Source organism: Thermodesulforhabdus norvegica, from assembly GCF_900114975.1.
In the GTDB taxonomy this organism is placed as follows: domain Bacteria; phylum Desulfobacterota; class Syntrophobacteria; order Syntrophobacterales; family Thermodesulforhabdaceae; genus Thermodesulforhabdus; species Thermodesulforhabdus norvegica.
Window position 1 is genome coordinate 68,225 of sequence record NZ_FOUU01000007.1, and the last position, 25,408, is coordinate 93,632.

The 25,408-nt window shown below is 51.1% G+C and carries 23 protein-coding genes and 1 riboswitch; of the genes, 8 read left to right on the plus strand and 15 right to left on the minus strand.

What is annotated here, in order from left to right; all coding sequences use genetic code 11:
* Positions 1–13 precede the first annotated feature (13 nt).
* Positions 14–1,951: a TonB-dependent receptor gene (locus tag BM091_RS10205; protein WP_093395527.1), complete on the plus strand. Its 1,938-nt coding sequence runs from the start codon at positions 14–16 to the stop codon at positions 1,949–1,951.
* Complete coding sequence (locus tag BM091_RS10210; RefSeq protein WP_093395528.1) at positions 1,939–2,580, plus strand: class I SAM-dependent methyltransferase; 642 nt, start codon at positions 1,939–1,941, stop codon at positions 2,578–2,580. Before BM091_RS10205 ends, BM091_RS10210 begins: the two co-directional genes overlap by 13 nt.
* Here the strand turns inward: BM091_RS10210 and BM091_RS10215 are convergent.
* From BM091_RS10215 to BM091_RS10250, 8 genes are read right to left on the minus strand one after another with little or no spacing between them, the layout of a single operon-like run.
* Complete coding sequence (locus BM091_RS10215) at positions 2,550–3,416, minus strand: HesA/MoeB/ThiF family protein (RefSeq protein WP_093395530.1); 867 nt, start codon at positions 3,414–3,416, stop codon at positions 2,550–2,552. The two genes, BM091_RS10210 and BM091_RS10215, sit on opposite strands and share 31 nt — an antisense overlap.
* On the minus strand, positions 3,413–4,522 hold the full coding sequence (mraY, locus tag BM091_RS10220; protein WP_093395531.1) for a phospho-N-acetylmuramoyl-pentapeptide-transferase: 1,110 nt from the start codon (positions 4,520–4,522) through the stop codon (positions 3,413–3,415). The genes BM091_RS10215 and mraY overlap by 4 nt, the downstream gene beginning before the upstream one ends.
* Complete coding sequence (locus BM091_RS10225; protein WP_093395533.1) at positions 4,522–6,672, minus strand: glycosyltransferase; 2,151 nt, start codon at positions 6,670–6,672, stop codon at positions 4,522–4,524. The genes mraY and BM091_RS10225 overlap by 1 nt, the downstream gene beginning before the upstream one ends.
* Positions 6,669–7,337: an L-threonylcarbamoyladenylate synthase gene (locus tag BM091_RS10230; RefSeq protein WP_093395534.1), complete on the minus strand. Its 669-nt coding sequence runs from the start codon at positions 7,335–7,337 to the stop codon at positions 6,669–6,671. The genes BM091_RS10225 and BM091_RS10230 overlap by 4 nt, the downstream gene beginning before the upstream one ends.
* Positions 7,324–7,830, minus strand: a complete 507-nt coding sequence (gene purE, locus BM091_RS10235; protein ID WP_093395536.1) for a 5-(carboxyamino)imidazole ribonucleotide mutase — start codon at positions 7,828–7,830, stop codon at positions 7,324–7,326. Before purE ends, BM091_RS10230 begins: the two co-directional genes overlap by 14 nt.
* 16 nt (positions 7,831–7,846) lie before the next feature.
* A complete protein-coding gene (gene purD / locus BM091_RS10240) occupies positions 7,847–9,142 on the minus strand; it encodes a phosphoribosylamine--glycine ligase (RefSeq protein ID WP_093395537.1) in 1,296 nt (431 codons plus the stop codon).
* 19 nt (positions 9,143–9,161) lie between these two features.
* Positions 9,162–9,767, minus strand: a complete 606-nt coding sequence (locus BM091_RS10245) for an IMP cyclohydrolase (protein ID WP_093395538.1) — start codon at positions 9,765–9,767, stop codon at positions 9,162–9,164.
* Positions 9,764–10,543, minus strand: coding sequence for an ATP-binding protein (locus tag BM091_RS10250; RefSeq protein WP_093395540.1), 780 nt, complete (start codon positions 10,541–10,543; stop codon positions 9,764–9,766). Before BM091_RS10250 ends, BM091_RS10245 begins: the two co-directional genes overlap by 4 nt.
* Before the next feature lie 181 nt (positions 10,544–10,724).
* Between BM091_RS10250 and BM091_RS10255 the strand changes: the two genes are divergently transcribed.
* Complete coding sequence (locus BM091_RS10255; protein ID WP_093395541.1) at positions 10,725–11,915, plus strand: DegT/DnrJ/EryC1/StrS family aminotransferase; 1,191 nt, start codon at positions 10,725–10,727, stop codon at positions 11,913–11,915.
* 5 nt (positions 11,916–11,920) lie between these two features.
* The gene (locus tag BM091_RS10260; RefSeq protein ID WP_093395543.1) at positions 11,921–12,931 is read left to right on the plus strand and encodes a glycosyltransferase; all 1,011 of its coding nucleotides are present in this window, start codon (positions 11,921–11,923) and stop codon (positions 12,929–12,931) included.
* Here BM091_RS10260 and BM091_RS10265 read toward each other — a convergent pair.
* The 3 genes from BM091_RS10265 to BM091_RS10275 all read right to left on the minus strand — a co-directional run bounded on the left by BM091_RS10265 (position 12,912) and on the right by BM091_RS10275 (position 16,797).
* Positions 12,912–14,036 (minus strand): glycosyltransferase, encoded by a 1,125-nt coding sequence (locus BM091_RS10265; RefSeq protein ID WP_093395544.1) that lies wholly within the window; start codon positions 14,034–14,036, stop codon positions 12,912–12,914. The genes BM091_RS10260 and BM091_RS10265 overlap by 20 nt on opposite strands.
* Before the next feature lie 84 nt (positions 14,037–14,120).
* A complete protein-coding gene (locus BM091_RS10270; protein ID WP_093395546.1) occupies positions 14,121–15,551 on the minus strand; it encodes a right-handed parallel beta-helix repeat-containing protein in 1,431 nt (476 codons plus the stop codon).
* Between the two features lie 19 nt (positions 15,552–15,570).
* Complete coding sequence (locus BM091_RS10275; RefSeq protein WP_093395547.1) at positions 15,571–16,797, minus strand: fibronectin type III domain-containing protein; 1,227 nt, start codon at positions 16,795–16,797, stop codon at positions 15,571–15,573.
* Between the two features lie 49 nt (positions 16,798–16,846).
* Positions 16,847–16,939: riboswitch (cyclic di-GMP riboswitch) on the minus strand.
* 367 nt (positions 16,940–17,306) lie between these two features.
* On the opposite strand from BM091_RS10275, the gene BM091_RS10280 reads away from it, so the two are divergent.
* Complete coding sequence (locus BM091_RS10280) at positions 17,307–17,699, plus strand: hypothetical protein (RefSeq protein ID WP_093395549.1); 393 nt, start codon at positions 17,307–17,309, stop codon at positions 17,697–17,699.
* On the opposite strand, the gene BM091_RS10285 is transcribed toward BM091_RS10280, so the two are convergent.
* From BM091_RS10285 to BM091_RS10300, 4 genes are read right to left on the minus strand one after another with little or no spacing between them, the layout of a single operon-like run.
* Complete coding sequence (locus BM091_RS10285; RefSeq protein WP_093395550.1) at positions 17,647–19,050, minus strand: sigma-54 interaction domain-containing protein; 1,404 nt, start codon at positions 19,048–19,050, stop codon at positions 17,647–17,649. The two genes, BM091_RS10280 and BM091_RS10285, sit on opposite strands and share 53 nt — an antisense overlap.
* 33 nt (positions 19,051–19,083) lie before the next feature.
* Positions 19,084–19,539 (minus strand): transcription antitermination factor NusB, encoded by a 456-nt coding sequence (gene nusB / locus BM091_RS10290; protein WP_093395552.1) that lies wholly within the window; start codon positions 19,537–19,539, stop codon positions 19,084–19,086.
* The gene (ribH, locus tag BM091_RS10295) at positions 19,539–20,015 is read right to left on the minus strand and encodes a 6,7-dimethyl-8-ribityllumazine synthase (RefSeq protein WP_093395553.1); all 477 of its coding nucleotides are present in this window, start codon (positions 20,013–20,015) and stop codon (positions 19,539–19,541) included. Before ribH ends, nusB begins: the two co-directional genes overlap by 1 nt.
* 2 nt (positions 20,016–20,017) lie before the next feature.
* A complete protein-coding gene (locus BM091_RS10300) occupies positions 20,018–21,241 on the minus strand; it encodes a bifunctional 3,4-dihydroxy-2-butanone-4-phosphate synthase/GTP cyclohydrolase II (protein ID WP_093395555.1) in 1,224 nt (407 codons plus the stop codon).
* A 200-nt stretch (positions 21,242–21,441) separates the two neighbouring features.
* On the opposite strand from BM091_RS10300, the gene BM091_RS10305 reads away from it, so the two are divergent.
* The 3 genes from BM091_RS10305 to hemB are packed head-to-tail and all read left to right on the plus strand — an operon-like array spanning position 21,442 to position 25,399.
* Positions 21,442–23,232 (plus strand): AAA family ATPase, encoded by a 1,791-nt coding sequence (locus tag BM091_RS10305; protein WP_093395556.1) that lies wholly within the window; start codon positions 21,442–21,444, stop codon positions 23,230–23,232.
* Positions 23,229–24,425 (plus strand): 12,18-didecarboxysiroheme deacetylase, encoded by a 1,197-nt coding sequence (gene ahbC / locus BM091_RS10310; RefSeq protein ID WP_093395558.1) that lies wholly within the window; start codon positions 23,229–23,231, stop codon positions 24,423–24,425. The genes BM091_RS10305 and ahbC overlap by 4 nt, the downstream gene beginning before the upstream one ends.
* Positions 24,422–25,399, plus strand: a complete 978-nt coding sequence (hemB, locus tag BM091_RS10315) for a porphobilinogen synthase (RefSeq protein ID WP_093395559.1) — start codon at positions 24,422–24,424, stop codon at positions 25,397–25,399. Before ahbC ends, hemB begins: the two co-directional genes overlap by 4 nt.
* Positions 25,400–25,408 lie beyond the last annotated feature (9 nt).

Here is a 25,408-nt window from a genome sequence, read left to right on the forward strand (position 1 = left end):
TGAGGAGAAGGCTATGCGAAGAATCTTATTACTGGCGCTTATGGCCTTTTTGATGTCCACGACCCTCGGTCTGGCCGGCGATGAAGAACAGGAAGCCTCACTCGAAGCGTTGGTCGTTACGGGATCTCCCATCATTGAGGGAAATGTGCTCGATAAGTACGGCGGACAGAAAACGGTTGTTACGGAGAATCAGGTCTTTGAACTTAACGCCCAGGACCTTCCTTCGGCTTTGCGTCGTGTACCCGGAGTCACCATTTCTCGGTATAACGTGGTTGGGTCCTTTGGAGGTGCTACCGGTGGAGCGGTCTTCGTTCGTGGTATGGGGTCCAGCAGACCCGGTGCCGAGATAAAAACCTTCTTCGACGGCGTTCCCGTTTACATGAGTATCTGGAACCATCCTCTTATGGATCTTCTCCCGGTGGATCCGGCAAAATCCATAGAAGTCTATAAAAGTCCCCAGCCTCATGCATTCGGGAATGCCTTTGCGGCGATAAATCTCGTTCCAAAGGAACAACCGGAAGAAGGTTTCTCAGGAAGTCTGGAGACAGCATACGGTAGTTACGACACGGTGGTTGCAAAGGGAGCTCAGGGAGGCCGCAAAGGATACTTTGATTACTACGTTGCCGGAGCATTCAGGTCCTCTGACGGTCATAGAGACAACGCCAACGGCGAAATGAAGAATCTATACGGTCATGTCGGTTGGAATGTGGTTCCGGGCTGGAGGATCTATTTCAGGACGCTGTGGAATGACAACTACGCAGATGACCCCGGAGTAGAAGGTGATCCGTCCTCGCGCCTCGGCAGATACGAAACGTCTCTTTTCCTGAACGAGCTGACCCTTGAAAATCACCTTGAAAATGCTTCGGGTTTTCTAAAGATCTATCGCAGTGAGGGAGACGGCAACTGGTTGGATCAGCCGACCGATGAGCAGGGAATTAAAGAAGATCTTTACAACGAATTCCTTTTTTACGGTCTGAAAATGCGGGAGGAATTTGCCTTCTCGGACCGACTTCACCTGGTTACCGGCTTTGATTGGGAAAGAGCCGAAGGGCATTACGATAAGGAGTTTTCAGACGGTAGCAAAGACAGGTGGGAAGGTGCCGCCTTGTATCTCGCATCGCCCTACGCCGCGATAAGCTACGATCTGACCCCGGTGGAAGACCTTCACATAGTCCCTTCATTCGGGGTTCGTTATTATTCCCATTCCGATTTCCCCTCAGAATGGGCGCCTCACGCAGGGCTTCAGCTCACCTACAGGGACACTCGCCTGCATGTCGGATATGCAAGAGGAGTTAACTACCCGGGGCTTGATACGATAGTTTTCTCCGAAAAGGTTATTCCTGCGTTATCCGATTCGTGGAAAGAACTTTCGGCTGAAGTGGTCGATCATTTCGAAGCCGGAATTCATCAGTTAGTGGGTGATTTTCTGATAGCGGAGCTTACACTTTTTTACGACGATGGATCAAACCGATATGTGGTGGTTCCTCCACCGCCCTTTCCTCCAGCCTACGACAATGTGGAGGATTTCAGGACTCGGGGCATAGAGGCATCCCTGACCTTTTCGCTGCACAAAAACCTCGCACTGTTTCTGGGAATTACGGCCATGGACGCCCACCCTTCGGATCTGCCCTATGTTCCGGATTATACGGTTTCCACGGGCCTGAACTGGAAAATTACCGATCATCTATCCCTGTACCTCGATGCGGAATACGTGGGAGATATGTACGTGCGGGAGCAGGCTCGTCGCAGGGGAGCAGAAAACACCGTGAAGGTTGACGATTACTTTGTCCTTAACGGGAAAGTCTCTTATAAATTGCCCTTTGAGTTTTTACCCTCTGAGACGGTCGTTTATCTGGCGCTGGAAAACATAACCGACACGGATTACGAGTATCTTCCGGGATATCCTATGCCGGGAACTTCGGTTATGGGCGGGATAAAATGCGCCTTTTGAAAGACGAGAGGATGTCCAGGAGTTCAACGACCGATTTCTTCGATCGGCGGGCGGCAGAATGGGAAAGGCTTTGCTATCCTCCGGAGGTTGTTTCACGGCTTGAAGCTTTTTTCCCGGAGTTTGGCGTAAAAGAGGGTGAAAGTATTCTGGACGTCGGAACGGGAACGGGCATACTTATTCCCTTATTAAGACGGGCTACCGGGACGAATGGCCGTGTTTGCGCAATCGATCTCTCAGAACCCATGGTGAGAGAAGCCTACAAGAAGCGGGCGCACATCTGTGATGTTCTTCTGGTTGCCGATGTCCACAACCTGCCTTTTAAGTCAAAAGTTTTTGATCGTGTTATCTGTTTTGCCGCTTTTCCGCATTTCTGTGATCCCGGAGGAGCGTTGCGAGAAATGGCCCGTGTGCTGAAGTGTGATGGGGTGGTGAAGGGAGAACTCGTGATAGCCCACCTTCTGAGCCGTGAAGAGCTTGCAGAGCACCACGCCAGGCATCCTGAGGTAATGTCTCACAGACTGCCCGATGATATTACAATGGAGAAACTTTTCGGTGCCGCAGGCCTCAGGTTGACGAAGATTATTGATAGGCCCGGCCGTTATCTGGCCCACGGCGTTGTGAACTGGTGAAGGGGAATTTTGTGAAATTCTCCGGCTTCGAGGTCCACGTAAAGGAGTCTTTCCGCGAAAGCCGGTACCTGACCTGTGGCCAGTTTCACGGCTTCGGCAACCTGAAGGGAAGCGATCGTCGAAACCGTCGATGCGAGAACCCCCAGGCTCTCTTCTGCGGTGGTGTCGGTTTCTGCCGTCGAGTTTTCGTATAGAGCCCTCAACCGCACCGTGCTGTCGGAGGTTACCGTTAAAACCTGTCCCCACCATCCACGAACGGCTCCGTGAATCAACGGAATTTTGAGCTGGCGGCACCAATCGTCCAGTATAAGCCTGTCGGGCACGTTATCCAGAGCGTCGATTACTATGTCAACTCCTTCAAGGTGTGATTTCTTTACCGTTTCGACAAGGGCATCGAGGGTTACCAGAGGGTTAACGTCTTTAGTGATTTTTTGCACGGCCTTTGCTTTTTCCGACCCTTCCGTTGAAGAATAACAGAACCACTGGCGATTGGCATTGGAAGGAGAAAAGTTGTCAGGATCGATACACCTTATGAAGCCAAAACCGATGCGTGCGGCAAGGTGAATTATCACACCTCCCAGCCCCCCGCAGCCGCAAACGAGCAATCTGGATCGGCAGATCATGGCCTGCTGTTTTGGCGTGAGGGTGTTCAGGTTCTTAATGTACCTGTGAGGCACGATGTGATGATCCAGAGCCAGGGCGGATACCTCCGATGGCGAAATGCCGAAATCCAGGGCCACCTTTATGATGTCTTCGTCTTCCAGCACGGAGATTTTTAAGCCGGGAAGCCTCTCTACGGTTTTCGTCAGGGTCTTCAATTTTTCCGCAATCATCATCGAACCTTTAGGGTTGACAGAGCTATGAGGGCCAGTATCCCGGAGATTATTGAAAGCCTCACAACGACTTTAGGCTCCGCAATTCCCCGGTACTGTAAGGAATGATGCAAAGGCGCTCTGTAAAAGATGCGCCTTCCCACGAGCTTTACCCCGACTTTATCCTGAATCTGGCTTGTAAGGGCTTCCGCCACGAAAAGGCCTCCAACTATGGGAAACAAAAACTCCTGTTTGAGAAGGATGCTCATGGTGGCGATGACCCCTCCGATGGCAAGAGAGCCCGTATCTCCCATGAAGATTTGTGCAGGGTAGGCATTAAACCACAAAAACCCCAGACCGGCTCCCGCAAAGGCGGCCGCCACAATCGTCAACTCTCCCGTGCCGGGGATGTAAGGAAACTGGAGGTAGCTTGAATATATGCTGTTTCCCAGCACGTAGGCAAAAACGGCGAGCACTCCCAGCACAAAGAGAGAAGAGGTTATGGCCAGTCCGTCCAGTCCGTCCGTCAGGTTTACGGAATTTGTGACGAAGATGACGAATAAGAAGATGAAAAGGGTGTAAAGAAGGACGGGAAGGTAACACAGGGGATTTTTCAGAAAGGGCACGTAGAGCGCCAGGGCCAGCGGTTTTGGCATGGGGCTGAAGGGGCCGGTTACAACGTAAGCAAAACCGACGGCAAAAAGCGATTGCCATAGAAGCTTGGTCTTCTCCGATAGCCCTCTGTCTCCGCTTCGCTTTCTTATTTTTTTCAGGTCGTCCAGCAGTCCCAGAACTCCGAACCAGGTTGCCGCCGTAACAACGCACCACATAAAGGGATTTCGCCAGTTGCTCCACAGAAACAGCGAAAAATAAACCCCTCCCAGTATCAGAAGTCCTCCCATTGTTGGCGTGCCTGACTTGTCAACGGCACTTTTAAGCCCCATGTCTCGCTTCTGATCCCTTAAACGGTATCTGTGAAGCATCATTATGAAAGGCCGACTGCAGAGCAGAACGAAAAGCGTTGCCGAAAGGGCCGCCATAATGGCCCTGAAGGTTATGTAGTTTACGAGACGGCAAAAAGAAAAGAAATCCGAAGATTCGCAGAGGAATTGTCCGAGCAGGTAGAACATTATTCCTTTCCCCCCGCGGTAGAAGCCTGTGATCGCAGCGGATCCGACTGGTCAGAGCCCGTTCGCCGTTCACAGAGCCGTTCAATCTTACGGTACGTTTCTTTTATGGTAAACAGGGGTATGAAGTCCGTAGATGTGAGTATAAAGTTTCTGAGGCCTTCCAGTAGTTCCGGTGACGGACAGATTACACGGCGTTCCAGCAAATAAAGGATGCCTTCGAGAGCCGCGTGTCGTACCTGCCAGAGAGGGTGAGTGCCCATACGAAGCAAGGGATCCAGAGCACGGCCGTCTATCCCGATACGGCCCAATGCTTTCTCGGCTTCCACAACGACTTCAAAACAGGGATCACAGAAGAGTTCGAGAATCAGTCTGAGCCATTCATCTCTTCCGGCCAGATGGTTGGCGAAGTGTTGAACGGCTCTGCAGGCCTCGGCACGAACCTCGTAATAAGGATCTTTCAGAGCGGTTTTCAAAGCGATTTCAACGTCCCTGTCGAACACGTCCATTACGATGATGGAACGAATTGCATTCCGTCGTATAAAACCAACTTCTACAAAATCTCCACCGAGAAGCCTCAACCATCTGCTCACCCTTGTCCTGTCGCATATCATTCTCACCAGTTCCGGGATTTTGTCTCTCTGCAACAGATAACCCACAGCCTTGACTCCAATGTTTCTCATGGGCCATTTCGGGTGATAGAGCAACCGCGAAGCGGCGTAACGATAGTACCTGATCTCGTCCTCGTCCAGAACGTCGGTGAGGTTGTAATTGGCGGGATTTTTTGAGTACTCACCGGCAAGTCTTCCGATAACCGATCCAATGGGAACGGGAACTAAATCCCGTGCCGGCAAAAGGGCTTCTATCCTGATACCGCTTTCTGTGAAGTTTCCCTCTATGTAATCGGCCATTAACTGGCTTGCTTTATGGCGGAAGAAGTTTTTGGCGGCCGTTCCCATGGTTGTCAGCTGGGCTTTGTCGTGAATAAGCCTCAATATCGTCTGGGCCAGCTCTTGGGGGTCAACGAACTCAACGTGGTTTCCCTGTTGATCACGCTTCACGTCTTCGTAAAGTACTTCGGCTGCTCCGGCGTATTTCATTGCCCGGGCGTTCATTACCTGATGATCTCCCGGCAGGCCGCCTTTGGGTATCAGGAGAGCCGGCTTTCCCAGCGAGGCTATCTCGTTTATCGTACCGGCGCCACTTCTCGATACGATCAAATCTGCCCTGCGGTAAATTTCTCCTATGGAGTGGAAGTACCTTCGAGCGTGATAAAAAGAAGGGAGTTCGTTCCGGATTTCCGCCGGCAGTCTTGAAATACGCTCAAGGGTATCTCTTTCGGCATCGTAAACGTCCGTTTTCGAAAGTCCCAACCCGTGGATGACGAAAATCCGGTTCCTGTAAGGGAAGAGATAGGGGAGGGCATCCACCAGCGCTCGATTTATCGTGCGGGCTCCCAGAGAACCGCCGAAAACAAAAATGACCATTCTTCCCTTGGGGATGGTTAAATCTAAAGAGGTAGCCCTTTCGGAAAATATGCTTTTTCTGACGGGATAGCCGGAATACACGCCCTTTTTGGGAAAAAAGCGCAGGGTCTGAGGAAAGCTCACGAAAACGACATCAACCCATCTCCCGAGAGCATGGTTGGCCTGACCTGGAATGGTGTTCTGTTCGTGAAGGTAGAGCTTTACGGGAACACGAAAAAGTTTTCTGAGAACGATCCCGGCAAGCAAAGCCGGAGCACTTGCGTATCCTCCGGTGGAAATGATGCAGAAGGGCTTACAGCGGATCAGGATTTGCAAAGCCTGCAGGGTGCCCGCAAGTGTCAGAATCGAAAACTTCGTCAGCTTGATCGGATTCCTTATCCCGGGATAGGCCGCGGACAATACGGCAAAAAACGGAATGTTCTCACGGGGCACGATCTGACTGTCTGCCCTTTCCTTCGTCCCTATGTAAATAAACCTTACGTCCCTGTTTCTCCCTTTAAATTCTTCGTAGAGGGCTATCAGAGGATAAACGTGACCTGCCGTGCCACCCCCGGTTAGGGCAATAACCCTGTCGGTTCGGCTTTTGAATTTGCGTCTGAAACTCCTGTTTATAAGGAGTGCCGTAAAAACGTAAATCGTGACCACGGAAATTACCAGGTAGATCATAACTCAGTACCCGTAGAGCGAAGTATTTCGGAGAACGGAACGGCTCCTTTTCGAATTAATCTTGGAAATCCCTCAGAACAGTCGATTATGGTTGATGTCAGGGAGTTGTCCAGAGGCCCTGCGTCAATTACGGCATCGATAACTTCGATCATGGATTCACTGAGTTCCGATGGGGATCCGATCGGCGGTCTGTCCGACAGGTTCGCACTGGTGGATACGAAAAGACCTTTTGCCGCCGAAGCGAGAAAACGTGCAATTGGGTGAGGTGACACCCGCACCGCCACATTTCCGGTTCCGGCATGAACCACATCGGGGATTGAGGCGGCCGCAGGCAGGATTACCGTTACTGCCCCGGGCCAGAATTTGCTTGCTATGGCTTCTGCACACTCAGGCCATTTGCGAAAAGCCCGCCGGGCCGACGAAATGTTTTCGGCAACGAGAAGAAGCGGTCTGGACTCGGGCCTTCCTTTGACTCTGAAAATTCTCCGGACACTTTCCTCGTTAAAGGGATTACAGCCAATGCCGTATACCGTTTCGGTGGGATACACAAAAACAGCCCCGGCCTCTACGAGCTTTTTCCACTCCTCTCCATAGCGAACTACGTGCTGTTCGTACGGGAGATCAACCCGCCAGTAGCGCCTGAAAAAGGGTTTAGCCTGCTTCATGATTCTTCTGAAGCTCTCTGTCTGCCCTTCTCACTTTTTCCCTGATCTCTTCTCTGAAGGCCGTTAATTTTCTTTGAAGATTTTCGTCGGTCAGAGCAAGAATCTCAATCGCCAGATATGCGGCATTTCTGGCTCCGCCTTTTCCCACCGAAACCGTTGCAACGGGAATTCCGGGAGGCATTTGAACCGTAGAGAGCAGGGCATCCCATCCCTTAAGCGGAGACGAATCTACGGGAACACCTATGACCGGAAGCACGGTTCTGGCGGCAATTGATCCTGCAAGGTGAGCAGCCCAACCGGCTCCGGCGATTACCACACGGATACCTCTGGACGCAGCTTTCTCGGAAAAATCGGCCACGTCGTCGGGAACGCGATGGGCGGAAAGTATTCGCACTTCGTGGGGCACGCCGAATTCCTTCAGGACCTCTATCGCCTCCTGCATAACCTCCAGATCGGACTTACTTCCCATGACCACGGCGACTCTGGGTTCCATAAAGGAGACCTCCTTATCACTGCAGACCTATATCACTGCGGTAGTACATGCCCTCAAAGGACACCTTCTTCATTTCCCTGTAGGCAATTTCGCGCGCCTCTTGAAGGGTTTCTCCACGACTTACGATGCCGAAAACACGCCCACCCGTTGTAATGAGTCTGCCGTCCGAGTCAAAGCCGGTTCCCGAATGAAATACCAGGCACGACGGGTCCACCTTTTCCAGCCCGTAAATGGGCACGCCAATACGATACCTGTCCGGATAACCCTTGTACCAGCCCTTTTTCCCCTTGCATCTGCCACTTACGGCAATAAGGCAGAGCCGATACGCGGGATCCCATTCCAGGGATATGTCTCTGAGCCTGCCCTCAATGATGGCTTCGCTTATGTCCACCAGATCGGTTTTCAATCTCGGCAGGATGACCTGAGCCTCCGGATCGCCCAGTCTAATGTTGATTTCCAGCACATAGGGAGTTATGTCTCCTTCCTCTTCAACCAGCATGAGCCCCAGATAAAGTACTCCCTTGTAGAGCATTTCGTATTTTTCCCGTATTCCTTCGATAAGGGGCCGTGCAACGCGGGCCATAATTTTTTCGGAAAGCTCATCGGTCAGCCAGGGATGAGGACTGTAAGAGCCCATACCTCCCGTGTTTTTCCCTTCGTCGTTGTCTCTGGCCCGCTTATAATCCTGTGCCGCCACCATCGGCAGAACGGTGTAACCGTCGGTAAAACAGAAAAAGGAAAGCTCTCTACCGTAGAGTCGCTTCTCTATGTCCACCCTTTTTCCGGCATCCCCGAAGATTCTCTTTTCCATAAGCAGATGGATGGCTTCCTCGGCGTCTTCAACGGTGTCGCACACGAGAGAACCCTTGCCGGCAGCAAGGCCGTCGGCTTTAACCACAACGGGATATCCGACGGACCTCACATAATCCCTGGCTTTATCGGGATCGTCAAAGATGGCAAAATCCGCTACGGGGATTCCGAGATCCCTGAGCAAAACCTTTGTGTCACATTTACTGGACTCCAGACGGCTGGTTCTCTGATCCGGACCCACAATGGGAAGGCCTCTGCTCGTAAAAAGGTCCACTATCCCGGATGACAGAGGATTTTCGGGGCCGACAAAGGTTAAATCGACCTTTTCCTTTTCGGCAAAGTCTGCCATCTCTTCTATGGTTCGGGCATCTACACATTCCGCTATTCGTGAAATTCCCGCATTTCCGTGGGCCACGTAAACCTTCTTGACCCTGGGGCTTTGAGAAAACTTCCAGGCAATTGCGTGATCCCGTCCTCCGCTTCCAACTACAAGAACCTTCATATTCCCGTCTTCTCCCTGTCTATTCTGCCGAAAGTGTTTGATTTTCTAGATACTGACATATTGCTCCATCGTACCGGTGAGTCAGGCAAAAGGCCTTTTTTGCGAGGGCAAAACTCAGAGCCGTTGAAATTCTTCCGTCCAGTCTGGTCATTTCGTCCATTATTGTTGGGTAGTCGTCAGGGTCGCATACGACGACGACGTGTCTGAAGTTTTTGGCCGCCGCTCTTATGAGTGTCGGCCCTCCTATGTCGATGTTTTCCACGGCATCTTCCAGCGTGCATCCCGGGGTTGCCACGGTTTTTTCAAAGGCGTAGAGGTTTACGACAACCATGTCTATGGGCTCAATATTCAAATGTTCAAGGGTTTCAAGGTGTTCCTTTTTAGACCTGACGGCCAGAATACCCCCGTGAATCCGGGGGTGAAGTGTTTTCACCCTTCCGTCGAGAATTTCCGGGAAACCCGTGTAGTCCGACACGTCGGTGATTTCCACACCGTTGTCTCTCAGTAAACGGGCCGTCCCGCCGGTCGACAGAATGTGAACCCCTCTGTTTTGCAGAAAACGGCCGAATTCGGGAAGGCCGCGCTTGTCCGTCACGCTTATAAGGGCTCTCTTTATGCCGATCATGTCCTCACTCCCGAAGATAATCTGGCCTGTTTTTGAGAAAAAACCTCATCCAGAAAAGCCGCGCTGGCCTTTACAATAGGTGCATCGTCGGGCAGTTCAAAGGTGGGCTTGCCCTGAAGGTCGTATTCCGTAATCAGAGGATCTGCCGGGAAGGTCACGATATTGCCGCCAAAGATTTTCTTCACATCATCAGGCCAGTCAGAAGGTGCTGTACGGACCTGATTTACGATGAGATATTGTTCGCCAACTCGAATGGGCAAATCTTTTACCATTTCTGCAATTCTGCACGCTGCGGTCAGACCGCGTTTGCTGGGATCGGAAACGAGAAGAAGCAGATCGATATCTTTCTGAGTAAGGCGGCTGAAATGCTCCATGCCCGCTTCGTTGTCGATCACGAGATAAGGGTAGTGGTTCATGAGCTTGTCCAGAAGCTCCGAAAGGATGCTGTTGGCAGCACAGTAGCATCCCGGCCCTTCCGGCCGACCCATCGCTATCAGATCAAAACCTTCGGCTTCCACAAGAGCTTCTTCCATCTGTATCTGCATGAAGATGTCCTTGGTCATCCCGGTGGGTACATCTTTTTTCATCCGTTCCCTTGCATCCGAAAGGGTTGTTTTGATTTGCACTCCCAGAACATCGTTCAGGTTGGTGTTCGGGTCGGCATCGACCACGAGAATCGGCTTCATGTCCCGTGCCAGAAGATACCTTACTACAAGACCGGCCACCGTGGTTTTGCCCGTGCCGCCTTTACCACCAATAGAAATCGTGTATCCCACAATCAACTCCTCCTTTTATTTTCAAAAATTGTTGGACATCCTAGGTACATACTCCCTCTGTGTCAATCGGGTTCGAAGCTATGGCATAATCGGTCAAAGAAGTGTATAAATTTTTGCAGTAACGTTCCACCTGTTTTGGAGGTTGAGTTAACCTTATTGCACGAGAAAAAAGGCGGTGGTTATGGCGAAAAGATCGAGCCCTTCGGATAAGCCGGTCAGGCGGAAGGAGAATTTTCTCGTCTTTGGAGCGCCCTGCCTTGGGGAAGAAGAAATAAGCGAAGTTGTTGATTCGATGAAAAAAAGATGGATTGGTACGGGCCCCAAGGTTGGGATGTTTGAGGAAGAATTCCGTTTGCTCAAAGGGCGTAAGCACGCTATCGCTGTTAATTCCTGCACGGCGGCGCTTCATCTGGCAATACTTGCCCTGGGGATAAGGCCCGGAGATGAGGTTATCACCACTCCCATGACCTTTTGCGCCACCGTTAATGCCATCATTCATGCTGGTGGAGTACCGGTACTGGCCGATTGTAAAAAAGACACGATGAACATAGATCCCGAGGAGATTGAAAAGAAGATATCGGCCAGGACAAAGGCCCTTCTGATAGTCCATTTTGCAGGTCGTCCCTGTGAAATGGATGCCATTATGGAACTTGCCCACAGTTATGATCTGCATGTGATAGAAGATTGTGCTCATGCTATCGAAACGGAATACCACGGCCGTCAGGCGGGATGCTTTGGAACCATTGGGTGCTTCAGTTTTTATGTGACGAAAAACATTACGACCGGCGAAGGAGGGATGGTCATAACCGATGACGATCGGGTCGCCGAACGGATAAAGATGCTTGCCCTGCACGGAATGAGCAAGGACGCATGGCGACGGTTTTCGGACACCGGTTACCGACACTACGAAGTGATACATGCCGGGTTCAAGTACAACATGACGGACATGCAGGCGGCTATCGGCCTGCATCAATTAAAAAAGCTTGAGCAGTTCAGAAAACGCCGTGAAGAAATATGGAAATTTTACAACGAAGCCTTTAAAGATCTTCCCGTCTTTCTTCCACCCGACCCGGAGCCCGATACCGTCCATGCTTATCACCTTTACACCCCGCTGATAGATGTTGACCGCCTTGGAAAGTCCAGAGACTGGGTTCTGGACGCCATGACCCGGGAAAATATAGGCGTCGGCGTTCACTACCTGCCCATCCATTATCATCCCTACTACCGAAAGGCTCTGAATGTTAAGCCCGGCGATTTTCCTGCGGCTGAGTGGATCGGAGATCGTACGATATCTCTGCCCCTTTCGGGTTGTCTTACCGATGAGGAAGTGGAAGACGTGGTCAGGGCATTTCGAAAAGTGCTGGGAGCGTAAAAAACATGAAGATTGCCATGGTATCCATCCCCTATAAAACGACTCCTCCTGTGGGATACGGGGGAATAGAGAGGGTGGTTTACGAGCTGACGGAAGAGCTCATAAGGCAAGGGCATGAGGTCGTCCTGTTTGCAACGCCGGGAAGCCATTGCTCGGGAGAAACCGTTGAGATACAGGGGTATGAGCCGGAACGGGCACCGTCGGGGATAACCAGGACTTCCAGGGGCTTGTCCGAAGAACCTCTCTACAGGGCGATGAGAGAATACCTTTCTCATAAGCCCGTTGATGTCATCCACGACTGGTCTTTCGAAAACCTGTTTGTCTTGAGACACCCCCGTGATTTCCCCTTTGTGATTTCCAGTTGTGTGCCCCCTCACCCCGGATACAAAAGACCCAATTTGGTTGCGGCTAGCAGAGCTCACGCATTTCTTTTCGGTGACTCTGTTCCCTACGTCCACTACGGTGTCGATCTCGAACGCTACAGGTTTCAGCCCCGCAAAACCATGCCCATGATCCACATAGCAAAAATTGCCCGTTACAAAGGGCAGCACATTGCCGTTCTTGCGGCTTTCCTTGCAGGTCAGGCTTTGATGCTCGCCGGAAACGTTGAGGATTCGAAGTATTACCGATTAATGATACGACCTCTGGTCTTCGCGATCCCCGGGGTGTCTTACATCGGCGAGCTGCCTTCTACTCAGCAATATTTGGCTAACGCTAAAGCACTGGTACAGACTCCGCGCTGGTTTGATGTTCTTCCACTGGTTATAATAGAGTCTCTTGCCTGTGGGACTCCCGTTATTGCCCTGAACCGCGGGGGTATATCCGAGCAGATAGTGGACGGAGAAAACGGCTTTTTATGTGAATCTTTTTCGCAGTTAATACGGGCAATGAAGAAAGTACAGGGTATTTCGCCTTATCGCTGTCGTGAAATTGCAGAAGAAAGATTTGACGTGCGCCGCATGGCCTCTGAATACATAAGGCTTTATGAGAGAGTCATTAACGGTGAGACCTGGTGAGTTTTCTGAAGAGAGCCTCGTAAGTTTTTGTAATTCGATCCCATGAGTAAACCCGGCTGGCTCTTCTGAAAGCCTTATCACGACAGGCCATTACCAGATTGCTGTCGTGAGTCAAAAGTTCGATCTTTTCCGCCAGTGAATCTTCGGCAAGATCCTTGTCAAAATACACGCCGCAATCCCGGACCACCTCCTGTTGAGCCGGATTGTTGGCAACGACCACGCAGTTGGCAAAGGCCATTTGATCCAGTAACACCGGTCGAGTTCCGTTAATGGTGGAGGGAAGCACGAAAAAGCGGCAGTGAGAGCTGATCTGCCTGTAGTCGTCCTTCCAGAGATAGCCGGTGCGGACTATTCTGGGATCCTTTGCGCACAGGTCGTCAAGGTACCTTCTGTAATCATCGGCATAAGGGGCATCACCGACCAGCACCAGCTTGAGATTTGTACGGGCTTTTTTGAAGGCTTTTACGAGCAGATCGGCCTTATTTTCCGGCGTCATTCGGCTTACGAAAAGAATGTAACCGTCGTGCTCCAGCCCAAACCTTTTGAGCACTTCGGTGTTTCCCTTTTCTCTGTCCCTGTGCCATGGATTTGCACCGTAAGGGATGTAAACCGTGGGTGTCTTGTAATGCTCTCTGTAAAGCCGTTTTACTGCATGGGAGTCGGCTATTACCGCATGGGCGCTCTTCCCGGATATACGTTCTGCGAAACGAATGTAAGCCTTTGCTCCGGTTTCCCATTTTTCCCGGTCTGCGTCAGAACCGTCCACGTTGAGTACGACGACCCCTCCCAGGATTTTCGCCATAAGTGCTACGGGGCTGTTTCCGGCGATGCAGAAATAGTAGATGTCGAACTTCTCTTTCAGCGCGTGAAGCGTTGAAATGAAGGTATGGCTGATTGTGTCCAGATGTTTTGATTTTATAGAAGGAAACCTGATAAGCCTGACGCCCTTGTAGTAGCTTCTTCTGTAAGTTACATAGCCGGTTCGATTATACACGGTTACGTCATGTCCTTTCCGGACTAATCTGACGGCGAGGTTTTCGTAAAAGGTTTCGAAGCCGCTATAGCTGGCCGGGATACCCCGACTGCCCAGAAGCGCTATCTTCATGTTTCAGGCCTCGTTTATCGAAAAATACGGGAACGGTTTCATAATAACCGTTCCCGTTGCTTCAGGGCAAGCTATAGCGCCTTCTTATCGGACAAGTCTCAGGTTTTTCGGCGGTTCCAGGGGAAGAGGGCTTTCCGCAAGAGCGGTCGATTCGACGGCACCGATGTCAACCCCTTTTCCGGAAGGCACGGAATTGCCCAGAATGTCTCTTGTCTGTCCCATCGAAATGCCCGCGTCCACGGCGGGTGATCCTGCCGACGGTGTCAGATCTGCCGGTTCAGAGGGTACCCCGCCTGTGGCGATACCCGCAAAGGCGGGATCGCCCGCGAAATCGTCCCCACCTCCTGCTGCCAGAGAATTCCAGACTGCCAAATCCCTGCCCGAGGTTCCTCCCCATAAATAAAGCAGGTCTCCCGAGGTGCTGTGAAGCAGGTTGTGACCGATGGTCAGATCATTTCGGGTTGCCGGGTCGTAAACGGCAATGGGAGCTACCGAAGAGCGGGTTGCGACCAGTATGTTGTTTAAAACCGCCACGTTTCGAGTGTGGTTTACCGAACTGTCGCCGGCAAGGTAGAGTTCGGCTTTGAAGGGATGACTTTTTCCGGGATCAAGCATATTTCCTACCAGCGTATTGTTGAAAACCCTGCTTCCAGAGCTGTCAAAAACGCTGATACCGGCACCATCGTTTTCGTAGCATATGTTGTAGTAAACCTCGTTGAAGTCACACCATTGATCAAGCTGTATGCCGTTGCCGTCGGGTCCCGATGTTTCTTTATTCCTGTAGGAGATGTTGTAGCGAATTATGTTATAATCTCCCGAGTTCTCACCGGCACTTCCCGAATAGATATGAATTCCGCTTGTTCCGGGAGTGCTAAAGCCGTTCTCATAAACGATGTTTTTCTCGATTATGTAATAATTGCCCCTGATTTCTATGCCGTGGTGTCCGTTACCGTGTACCTCGTTGGATGTTATAACGGTTTCGTTACCGGGTGAGCAGTTCACCAGATCCACCGCAATTCCGTGGGTTTTGTTGTTGTAAACATTGTTGGTGCTGATCAGGTGAGCTTCGCCGGCGCCTTCGCCTATCCATATGCCCAGAAGATTGTCGTGGATTGTGCAGTTGGTTACGGTAATGTGGTGACTGCCGTCCCGGATGATAACCCCTGAATAGGGGCTTTTTCTGACCGTTATCCCTTCGAAGACCACATAGCTGGCTCCCGAGAAGACCACCGCATTCTCGATTATTGGTTCTTCACCGTCGGCAGCACGCACGGTTATGGGAGCCGAAGCCGTACCCCGTCCTGCAATGGTTAACGGTTCTCGATAGATTCCCTCACTGCCTCTTATGGTCACCACATCGCCGGGGCGTATCTTGCTCCAGTCTATCGCCGAAAAGCCCGCAATGTCGTAGGCACCGTTTACGGAGGTTCCCGAAGGGTGAACCGTCCATGTTGCCCCAAAGGCTACCAAGGGATACAGGCAGCCCAGGATTATCAACGTCATTAGCCTTTTCATGTGATCCTCCTACCTGCTGCTAGTAGATAATTCGAAAACTTGCCGGATCGTAATCAATCCAGGATACATCCTGTGCAAAGACCTGTTCTCCCACGACGAGTACGTCCACGATTTCTTCTAGATGGTAGGTTTCTCTGTCGGCGGATTTTTCTTCCTGAAGCATCAGACTGAAGTCCCCTACCTGAGTCCAGTCTGAACCGACGACGGCAGACCCTACGGCATAAGGGATGCCGCCTATGGTGCCGAATCCCGCCGTATTCCACACGGCCACATAGGCCACGACTTCTGCTTCGTGTTCACCGGTTAAGGCTTCTTCGTGGAACAGGGCGGCTTCAAAGCCCTCCGGCTCAACATACCGGGCTCGAACGATCAGTGGGGTTAAGTCGTTGGTTGTCTGAACCGTAAGAAATAGCTTTGGAGTACCGGGAAAGGATTGCTTGAAAGGAATATACTGCCAGTTGCCGTTTCCGCCGATTACGAAGGTCCCGACTTCCCAGATGCTGCCGTCTTCCAGATGGTATCTCCCTTCGTCGATTACCAGATAAGCGAATGTCTCTTTTGCGTGCTTTCCGTCAAGATAGGCCCATTCCTGAAACATAGCGCTGAACTGATTTGCCCCTAAGTCTTTTATTCTTACCGATCCGGGCTGTTTTCCCGAAGACGTGGGAGGTCCGGCGAGAACCACGGGCATCTCAAAGGCACTATCCAGGTAAACGTTGGTTCCGTTATGATCGACCTTTGCTTTGCCTGCGGAAATCGTAACCGTGTCCTGGGTTCCTGCCGTGGGAGCTTCAGGTAGCAATGGATCGGTGCCCCTTGCCACCTCGTCACCGTCGCCAACGCCGTCGCCGTCTGTGTCCGGCAAGGTGGGGTCAGTACCGTAGGTGGCCTCTTCGCTGTCGTAAAGACCGTCTCCATCGGTGTCTTCGTAAGGTATATTGACCACAAGTTCTTCTGAATATTCGCTTTCCCTTCCGTAAGAATCGTAAGAAGTTACGGCAATATAGTATGTTTGGCCCTGTGACAGGTTTGACAGAACCGCCGAATTTGAATTCCCTGCATCTTCCACGGCATCGTAATTACGGCTGGCCGTTCCGTAGTAGACCTTATAGCCCGTAACGGCCGAATTGTTTACCTGATCCCAGGCAACGGTTATCGAAGCGCAAAAGGCAGAGTTTGAAATGAGCAGTAGTAAAAGAAAAGCTCCTATCGTAGAGCTACAGAGGATGGTACTCTTTGATCTCATTTCTGCACCTCCGTGAACGGCCGAGTGGAGGCGCAATTTTCGGGGCCTGCCCGGCAGCCCTGCTACCATTCTCCGCCTGGCTTCGGAGATTAGGCCAGAAGCTTTGCGCCCCACTCTTTCAAGTGGTTTGCCCTTATCGGACGGCCCTCATCGGATGAGGGGTTCACTTTAACCGTGTACAAAAATTGTGCCGTGGACCGAAAACAGGGCATGAAGTGCCGTTGAGCGCCAGGAACCTCCGGAGATGCTTCGGTTAAAATGGGGAAGGCATCGAAATTGCGCAGGTTGAGAACGGAATTGCCTGAAAGGGGCAAACTTTTTTATCCGCCACATCCGGAAAAGTTGCGAAATATAATTACGTTTGTGTAATTCTATTTGTAACCGGTAATGTAATTACACGGAAAGGTTCTTATCCACCGTTAAGAGGCTAAAGCAAGGAGCAGTGGCACGGTAATTGCCTTATCGGCGGTTAATAACGGCGGGTGATATTTAAACACCGGAGTAGGGATATGAAATTTCTCAGGCTTACGATGCCTTACATAGATCTTTCCTTCACGGTAATACCGGAAAAAAGACTGGAAAAGCGCATTCTTACTCCCTTTGGCCTTTGTGATGTCGTTGTTAAGACGGTCGGACCGAAAAACGGCGATGTCCTTAAATACGAAGTTTCCGTTGACGGTGATCTGGCCTCATGGCTGTACGATCTTTCCCTGAAGACTCCTGGATTCCGGCAGGCCGTTAAAGACTTTGTGCACCAGTTGGTTGTGGAGGATCTCCTGAGGGTTTTCCCTCTTTCGGAGGGTAAAGTATGTGAGCTTGAGATTAAGGGTTGTGATGCCTCTATTTGTGTCAGGGATGAACCCTGTTTCCCTTCCGATGAACTCTCCATTGAGGATGGGTAATGCCGTACTTCTTGATTTTGTAATTAAGCATTCGAGGGCTGATGTTCAGGACTCGGGCCGCTTCTTTTTGTATCCAGTTGCATTTCTCAAGAGCCTCAATGATTCTTTGCTTTTCCTCTTCGGCAGCGGAAGAAGTCGAAGCCACGGATCCTTCTGCCGCAGTGGCCGGTATCAGCTCCAGCTCGGGGAGGTAAACATGTTTTTCGGTTATGATGGTATCGTTACAGAGAATAACGGCTCTTTCAATGATGTTTGCCAGTTGCCTTATGTTGCCGGGCCACCTGTAGGTTTTGAACATTTCAATTACTTCCCGGGAAAACCCTTTGACGTTCTTTTTTAGTGCCCGGGCCTTTTGTGCCAGAATAAATTTTGCAAGCGGTTCTATGCACTCCTTCCTTTCCCGCAGTGGCGGGATGTGGATTCTCAAAATGTTCAGCCGGTAATACAAATCTTCACGGAAGCTTTTTTCGGCCACCATTTGCTCAAGGTTTCTGTTCGTCGCGGCAATAATTCGCACATCAACCTCAATGGTTTTGTTGCTACCCAGGCGCTCGAAAGACTTTTCTTCGAGAAATCTTAAGAGCTTGGCCTGAAGCGCGGGGCTCATTTCCGCTATTTCGTCAAGAAACACGGTTCCGCCGCGGGCTTGCTCAATTCTTCCGATCCGGGTCTTATTTGCTCCGGTGAAAGCCCCTTTTTCGTGTCCAAAGAGTTCGCTTTCCAGAAGATGTTCGGGGATGTTTGCGCAATTTATTTTGACGAAGGGTCGGTTACGCCTTTCGCTGTTGAAGTGCACCGCCCCGGACAAAAAGCTCTTACCGGTTCCCGTTTCGCCCGTAATAAGAATGGTTCCGTCGGTTTTCGCAAATTCTTTAAGTGTCTCGATAACGGTCTTCATGGAGGGAGATCGGGCGATGATATGGTTGAAGTCGTAGATTATGTCCTGTTCACGGCGAAGGTAATCGATTTCGTTTTTCAATTCCCGGGTTTTAATTACCTGCGACAAAGTGGCCTTTATTTTCAGATCGGGCGAGGTGATGTCTATAAAGTCAACGGCTCCTGTTTTTATCGCTCCCACCACGAGATCTGCCGGTGGAGAAAGATGGTGACCTTCGACGGCACATCCCGCGGCTATGATTGGTACGTCGGGCCACAGGAGTTTTGCCCGCGTTATAAGATCCAGGTCATTATAATGAGAAGCCTCAATGATGAAGCATGAGGGTTCGCTCTGGTCTCTTGTATCGATCTTTGAAGTTCTGGTTACTTCCAGGGAGTATTCATCCCGGAGTACTTCGTCGAGTCGTCGGGCGACGTAGTCATCTTTTACGAAAATTCTTATGTGGTACTTCACGTTGGAAACCACCTTTAGAAGATATTTTGAAATCTAAGGGCGGGAGCAGTATTCTTTGTGGATTCGGTCGAGCACGCCGTTGATGAAAGCTCCGGAATCACTGTCGCCGAAAACTTTCCCCAGCTCTACAGCTTCATTAATGGAGACAACAGGGGGAATCCCGCCGATAAGGAGCATTTCACAAACGGCAATTCTGAGAATGTTCCGGTCGACGGGAGACATTCGCTCGATCTTCCAGTGTTCCGCCGCTTTATCGATCTTTTCATCTATCTCGTTCCTGTGTTGCCATGTGGTACGCACCAGAGTTTCCATGAAGGCAAAGTCCAGCCCTTTATTTTTAAAACTGGACCTGTAGAGATCGAGAACCGCATCTATGTTTCCGTTTTTTACGGCCCCCGATCCCGACAAAAGATCCAGCTGGTACAGCACCTGAAGGGCTGCAGCCCTTGCACCCCGTCTGCCTTTAAAGATTATCTTCTTCTTTTCCATTAGTTCCGGGGGCTTTCGATGTTTTTCAACAGGTTTGCCATTTCAATTGCCGCCAGAGCGGCATCCCAACCCTTATTGCCCGCCTTGGAACCGGCCCGCTCTATTGCCTGTTCCAGCGTGTCGGTCGTTAGCACTCCAAAAGTCACGGGCACTTCCGTTTCGAGACCCACCAGTGCGACCCCTTTGGCAACCTCGCTGGCCACGTATTCAAAGTGAGGGGTTGCCCCTCGAATCACCGCGCCAAGGCATATTACGGCATCGTAACGCCTGCTGCGAGCCAGCTTTTTGGCAACCAGAGGGATTTCAAAGGCTCCCGGCACCTTGAATACTTCAATCTGCTCCGGATCCGCGCCACTGCGGGTGAGAGCATCCAGGGCTCCGCCGAGAAGCCGATCGCAGATGAAATCGTTAAATCTGCTGACAACAATGGCAAATCTTAACCCTTCCGCCAGTAGCTTACCTTCGCGTACTTTCATGGCTAACCATCCTTCCTCTGGACCAACCGCAAAAGATGCCCCATTTTGCTACACTTCGTTCTTAGATATTCAAAATTACACTCGTTGGGCGGGATTTCAATGGGAACCCGTTCGGTTACCGTAAGACCGTATCCCTGTAGCCCGACTATCTTCTTCGGGTTGTTCGTCATCAACCTCATCTTACGAACCCCGAGATCCACGAGAATCTGGGCGCCGATTCCGTAGTCCCGAAGATCTTCCTTGAAGCCCAGAACCTGATTGGCTTCAACCGTATCGAGTCCGTTTTCCTGAAGTCTATAAGCTTTTATTTTGTTTACCAGTCCTATTCCCCGCCCTTCGTGGTTACGCATGTAAACGAGCACACCCTTGCCTTCACGATCGATCTGTTTAAGGGCTGCGCGCAACTGATCCCCACAATCGCACCTCAGAGAACCGAATACATCGCCCGTCAGGCATTCGGAATGAACCCTTACCAGTACCTCGTCATCGGGTGAAATGTCTCCCTTTACGAGGGCAATGTGCACGTAATCGTCTATGTCGTTGGTGTAGGCTATCATCCTGAAGGTTCCGGCAAAAGACGTCGGTAGCGTTGCCTCGGCTGCCCGATGTACGAACCTTTCGTGTTGCATCCGATACTTGATTATGTCGGCCACGGTAACGATTTTAAGCCCGTGTTGCTCCGCAAATATCTCGAGGTCGGGCATGCGGGCCATAGTGCCGTCGTCTTTCATGATCTCGCAGATAACCGCTGCGGGCTTAAGACCGGCAAGGCGTGCCAGATCGACGGAGCCTTCCGTCTGGCCTGATCGAACCAGAACGCCACCTTCGCGGGCTCTCAGAGGGAATACGTGACCGGGGCTTACCAAGTCTTCCGGTTTGGCATCGTCGGCGACGGCGGTAAGTATCGTATGTGCTCTATCAGCGGCGCTTATTCCCGTGGTTACCCCATGGCGGGCCTCTATGGAAACCGTAAAGGCCGTTCCGAATTTGGACGTGTTGTTTTGAACCATCATGGGAAGCCGGAGCCGATCGACGATTTCGGGAGCAAGCGCCAGGCATATAAGCCCCCGGCCGTATTTGGCCATGAAGTTTATGGCTTCGGGTGTTACTTTTTCAGCCGCAATGCAGAGGTCTCCCTCGTTTTCCCGATCTTCGTCGTCCACGAGAATGATCATCTTACCCTGCCGAATATCTTCAAGGGCTTCTGGTATTGTCGCTACAGGCATGTTCGTTTCCCCCGTTTGATCCGTAACATTTTGGGCTTCCTGACGAAGCCATCATGGTCTATAACACGAGCAAAGATGCATCTCAAGGAGTTAAGTCCTCCGTTGAATCTAATCCCGGCTACGGGATTTGTTGAAACCTTTTCGGATAATGTTTATAGTACTAAAGCACTGAAAATTTGTCTTTTCGAAGGATTGTTGCCATGATAAAAGCTGCGTCCAGGTTTCCGGATCCAGACGAACTGGAACGGGAACTCAACGAGTACCTCAAGAAAAAATACGGAGTGCGCATTAAAGTCATGTCGCCGATGCAGATGACCTTCCGGAGTGAAAGTGAAGCTTCCGGCAAGAAGTCCTCGGGGCTCAATCAGGTGAGATTTGATTTAAGGCCGGAAGAACTTGAGTCTTATTTAAATCAGTACGTCATAAAACAGGATCGTGCGAAAGCAGTACTCGCCACGAAGATCTGTACTCACTACAACCGGATACGGCTTCAGCGGGAGAGAGAACGCTTTGGCAAGGTTCAACCCGTCGGACGAATTAAAAACAACATACTGCTGATAGGTCCTACCGGAGTCGGAAAAACCTACCTGGTGAAGCTTATTGCCGAGAAGCTGAATGTTCCCTTCGTGAAAGGGGATGCTACCAAGTTCAGCGAAACGGGCTATGTCGGAGGAGATGTGGAAGATCTTGTGCGAGATCTGGTATCTGCCGCCGACGACGACATCGAACTGGCCGAACACGGGATAATCTACATCGACGAAATAGATAAAATAGCCTCTTCCAAAGGACTTATAGGCCCTGACGTTTCACGAACAGGCGTTCAGAGGGCCCTGCTGAAACCCCTGGAAGAAACGGAAGTCGATCTTCGCGTGCCCCATGACCCGATCGCACAACTTCAGGCAATAGAACAGTTTCGACGCACGGGAAAGCGAGAGAAGCGTGTCGTTAACACCCGGAACATTCTCTTCGTCATGAGCGGCGCCTTTCCGGAACTTTCGGACATAATCAAAAAGAGAATAAGGAAGCAGGGTGTCGGGTTCGGAGCGGAGATTTACAGCAAAGACGAGGATACCCATTTCCTGCATTACGTAACGGCCGACGATCTCGTGGAATACGGCTTTGAGCGGGAGTTCATAGGGAGAGTTCCCGTCATCGCCGTGCTGGATCCTTTGTCGGAGGAAGATCTGTACGAAATTCTTAAAAATCCCAATAATCCTATTATATTGGGCAAGAAAGAAGATTTTCGTTGCTATGGCATTGACATCGTCTTTGAAGACGAAGCCCTCAGGGCCATCGCCCGTATGGCCTATCGGGAAAAAACCGGTGCAAGGGCTCTCACCAGCGTCGTCGAAAAGGTTTTGCTTCCCTTTGAAAAGACTCTGCCTTCAACGGCAATACGCCGCTTCGTCGTTACCCTTGAGGTCGTGGAAAATCCCGAAAGAGAGCTTGCAAGGCTTCTGGCAGATCCCGAAAATCCCGAATATCGAAATCGTTACGAAGCCGCTCTGGAGCAAGAGCGCATCGTGGTGCTCCAGAGATCGGATTCGGTAATAACCCAGTTTAAAAATAAGTATCCGCTGATTTTTAACCGAGACCGCATAGCGCTGGTTGTGGATTTTCACATGAGATCCGGCGTTCCCATTGACAAGGTTTTTGAAGAAGTGGTTCTGCTCTACAATCAGATTCGCATATTTGAGTCCGACTTTTACGAAAAACACGGTTTCAAGATAACCTTCGAAGAAGATGCCGTTAACGAAATCATCGTCAGAGCCTTGGAATGCGATACGACGGCGGCGGTGATTTGCCGGGAGATTTCAAGAGATTTTGATTATGCCTTCAAGCTGATATCCGACAGGTGCGGACAGATGCACTTTGTATTGGGAAGAGATGCGGTCATCAGGCCCGTGGAGTACATGGACGAACTGGTAAGAAAGACTTATGAGCGTTATCCTCTGGATTCCGAAGATCATCGATACCGGAGGGGTTCATGATAGGGATATCAAAGCTTTATTGCGGCACCGTTGAGCCTTCGGATGCGTTGAGATATGGCCGTAAAAGTAAAAGGCTTCCCTCTCATCTCCTGCAATTCTCGGAAGACAAAAAGCCCGTGGTGGTATGGAACGTAACAAAGCGCTGTAATCTCAGATGTGCCCATTGCTATGCCCAGGCCGATCAATTGCCGACGGAAGGGGAACTGAGCACCGAGGAAGGCAAAAGGCTGCTGGACGATCTGGCGGCCTTTGGCTGTCCGGTGGTGCTTTTTTCGGGCGGTGAACCCTTGATGAGGCCCGACATATTCGAGCTTGCCGCCTATGCAGTGGAAAAGGGGATGAGGGCCGTTATATCTACTAACGGCACTCTTATAACCCCCGGGGTTGCCAGGGAACTTAAAAAAATAGGCCTTTCTTACGTTGGTATAAGCCTCGACGGGATGGAAGATGTGAACGACGCCTTCAGGGGAGTCAAAGGGGCCTTTCGTCGTGCCCTGGAAGGCATCGAGGCGTGTAAGGAAGCGGGGATAAAGGTGGGCTTGCGATTTACCATAAACAAACGTAACGTTCACGACGTCCCCGCCATGTTCGAACTGGTGGAAAAACTGGAAATTCCGAGAATCTGCTTTTATCACCTCGTTTATGCCGGGCGCGGTAGCGATCTTATGAAGGAAGACCTGTCCCATGAGGAAACCCGCAGGGTGGTGGACCTTATCATAGACAGAACGGCAGACCTTCATCGTCGGGGAAAACCAACAGAAGTGCTCACCGTGGACAATCATGCTGACGGCCCGTACGTTTATCTTCGCTTGCTCAGAGAAAATCCTGCAAGGGCCGCAGAAGTTCTGGAACTCTTGCGGATGAACGAAGGTAATAACTCGGGCCGCGGAATTGGCTGCATCTCCTGGGACGGCTCCGTTCATGCCGATCAGTTCTGGAGACACTATTCTTTCGGAAACGTTCGGGAACGACCCTTCAGCGTTATCTGGACGGACCTGTCAAACCCCCTGATGCGAATGCTCAAGGACAAGAAAAAATACGTTAAAGGGCGATGTCGTTCCTGTCGCTGGCTGGATATTTGCGGTGGCAACTTCAGGGTAAGAGCTGAGGCGGCCACCGGGGATCTGTGGGCTCCCGATCCCGCATGTTACCTTACAGATGAAGAGATAGGCCTTACCGGAGGAGTTGAATGAGATTCCCCGTTTACAGACCCCGTCGTATGAGGCGAAACGAAGCGCTGAGGCGACTTTTAAGAGAGACGGTTCTTTCCGTGAACGATCTGATATGTCCCTTTTTTGTGATGCCGGGAGAAGGCGTAAGAAACGAAGTAAGATCTATGCCGGGAGTTTTTCAGCTCTCCGTTGATGAGTTGCTCAAGGACGTCAGAGAGGTTTTCGATCTGGGGATTCCGGCGATCATTCTCTTCGGCATTCCCGAACACAAAGACGAGCGGGGCAGTGAAGCCTATGCGAAAACGGGGATTATTCAGCAGGCCGTAAAAGCCGTGAAGGATGCCTTTCCCAACCTTTTGGTCATAACCGATGTTTGCATGTGTGAGTACACCAGTCACGGTCACTGTGGTATTGTGAAAAACGGCGATGTTGATAACGATGCCACTCTGGATGTCCTTGCCCGAATTGCACTGTCTCACGTCAGGGCGGGCGCGGATATGGTCGCACCGTCGGACATGATGGACGGCAGGGTTGGGTTCATCAGAGAAGCCCTGGACTCAAACGGGTATTCCCACATTCCCATAATGGCTTATTCCGCAAAGTATTGCTCTGCCTTCTACGGCCCCTTTAGAGAAGCCGCTCATTCGGCTCCCCAGTTCGGCGACCGCCGTTCCTATCAGATGGATCCGGCTAATTCTGACGAGGCTCTTCGGGAGGTAGCCCTGGATATTGAAGAAGGTGCGGACGTCGTGATGGTCAAGCCGGCTCTGCCCTATCTCGACATCATAAGGCGGGTGAAGGATGAATTCGGATATCCCGTTGCCGCTTACTGCGTAAGCGGTGAGTACGCCATGATCAAGGCTGCCGCCCTGAACGGGTGGCTTGACGAAAAAAGGGTCGTCCTGGAAACTCTTTCGTCAATTCGTCGTGCCGGTGCCGATATGATAATAACTTATTTTGCAAGGGATGTTGCCCGATGGTTGCGTGAAACTTAACCCTTCTGA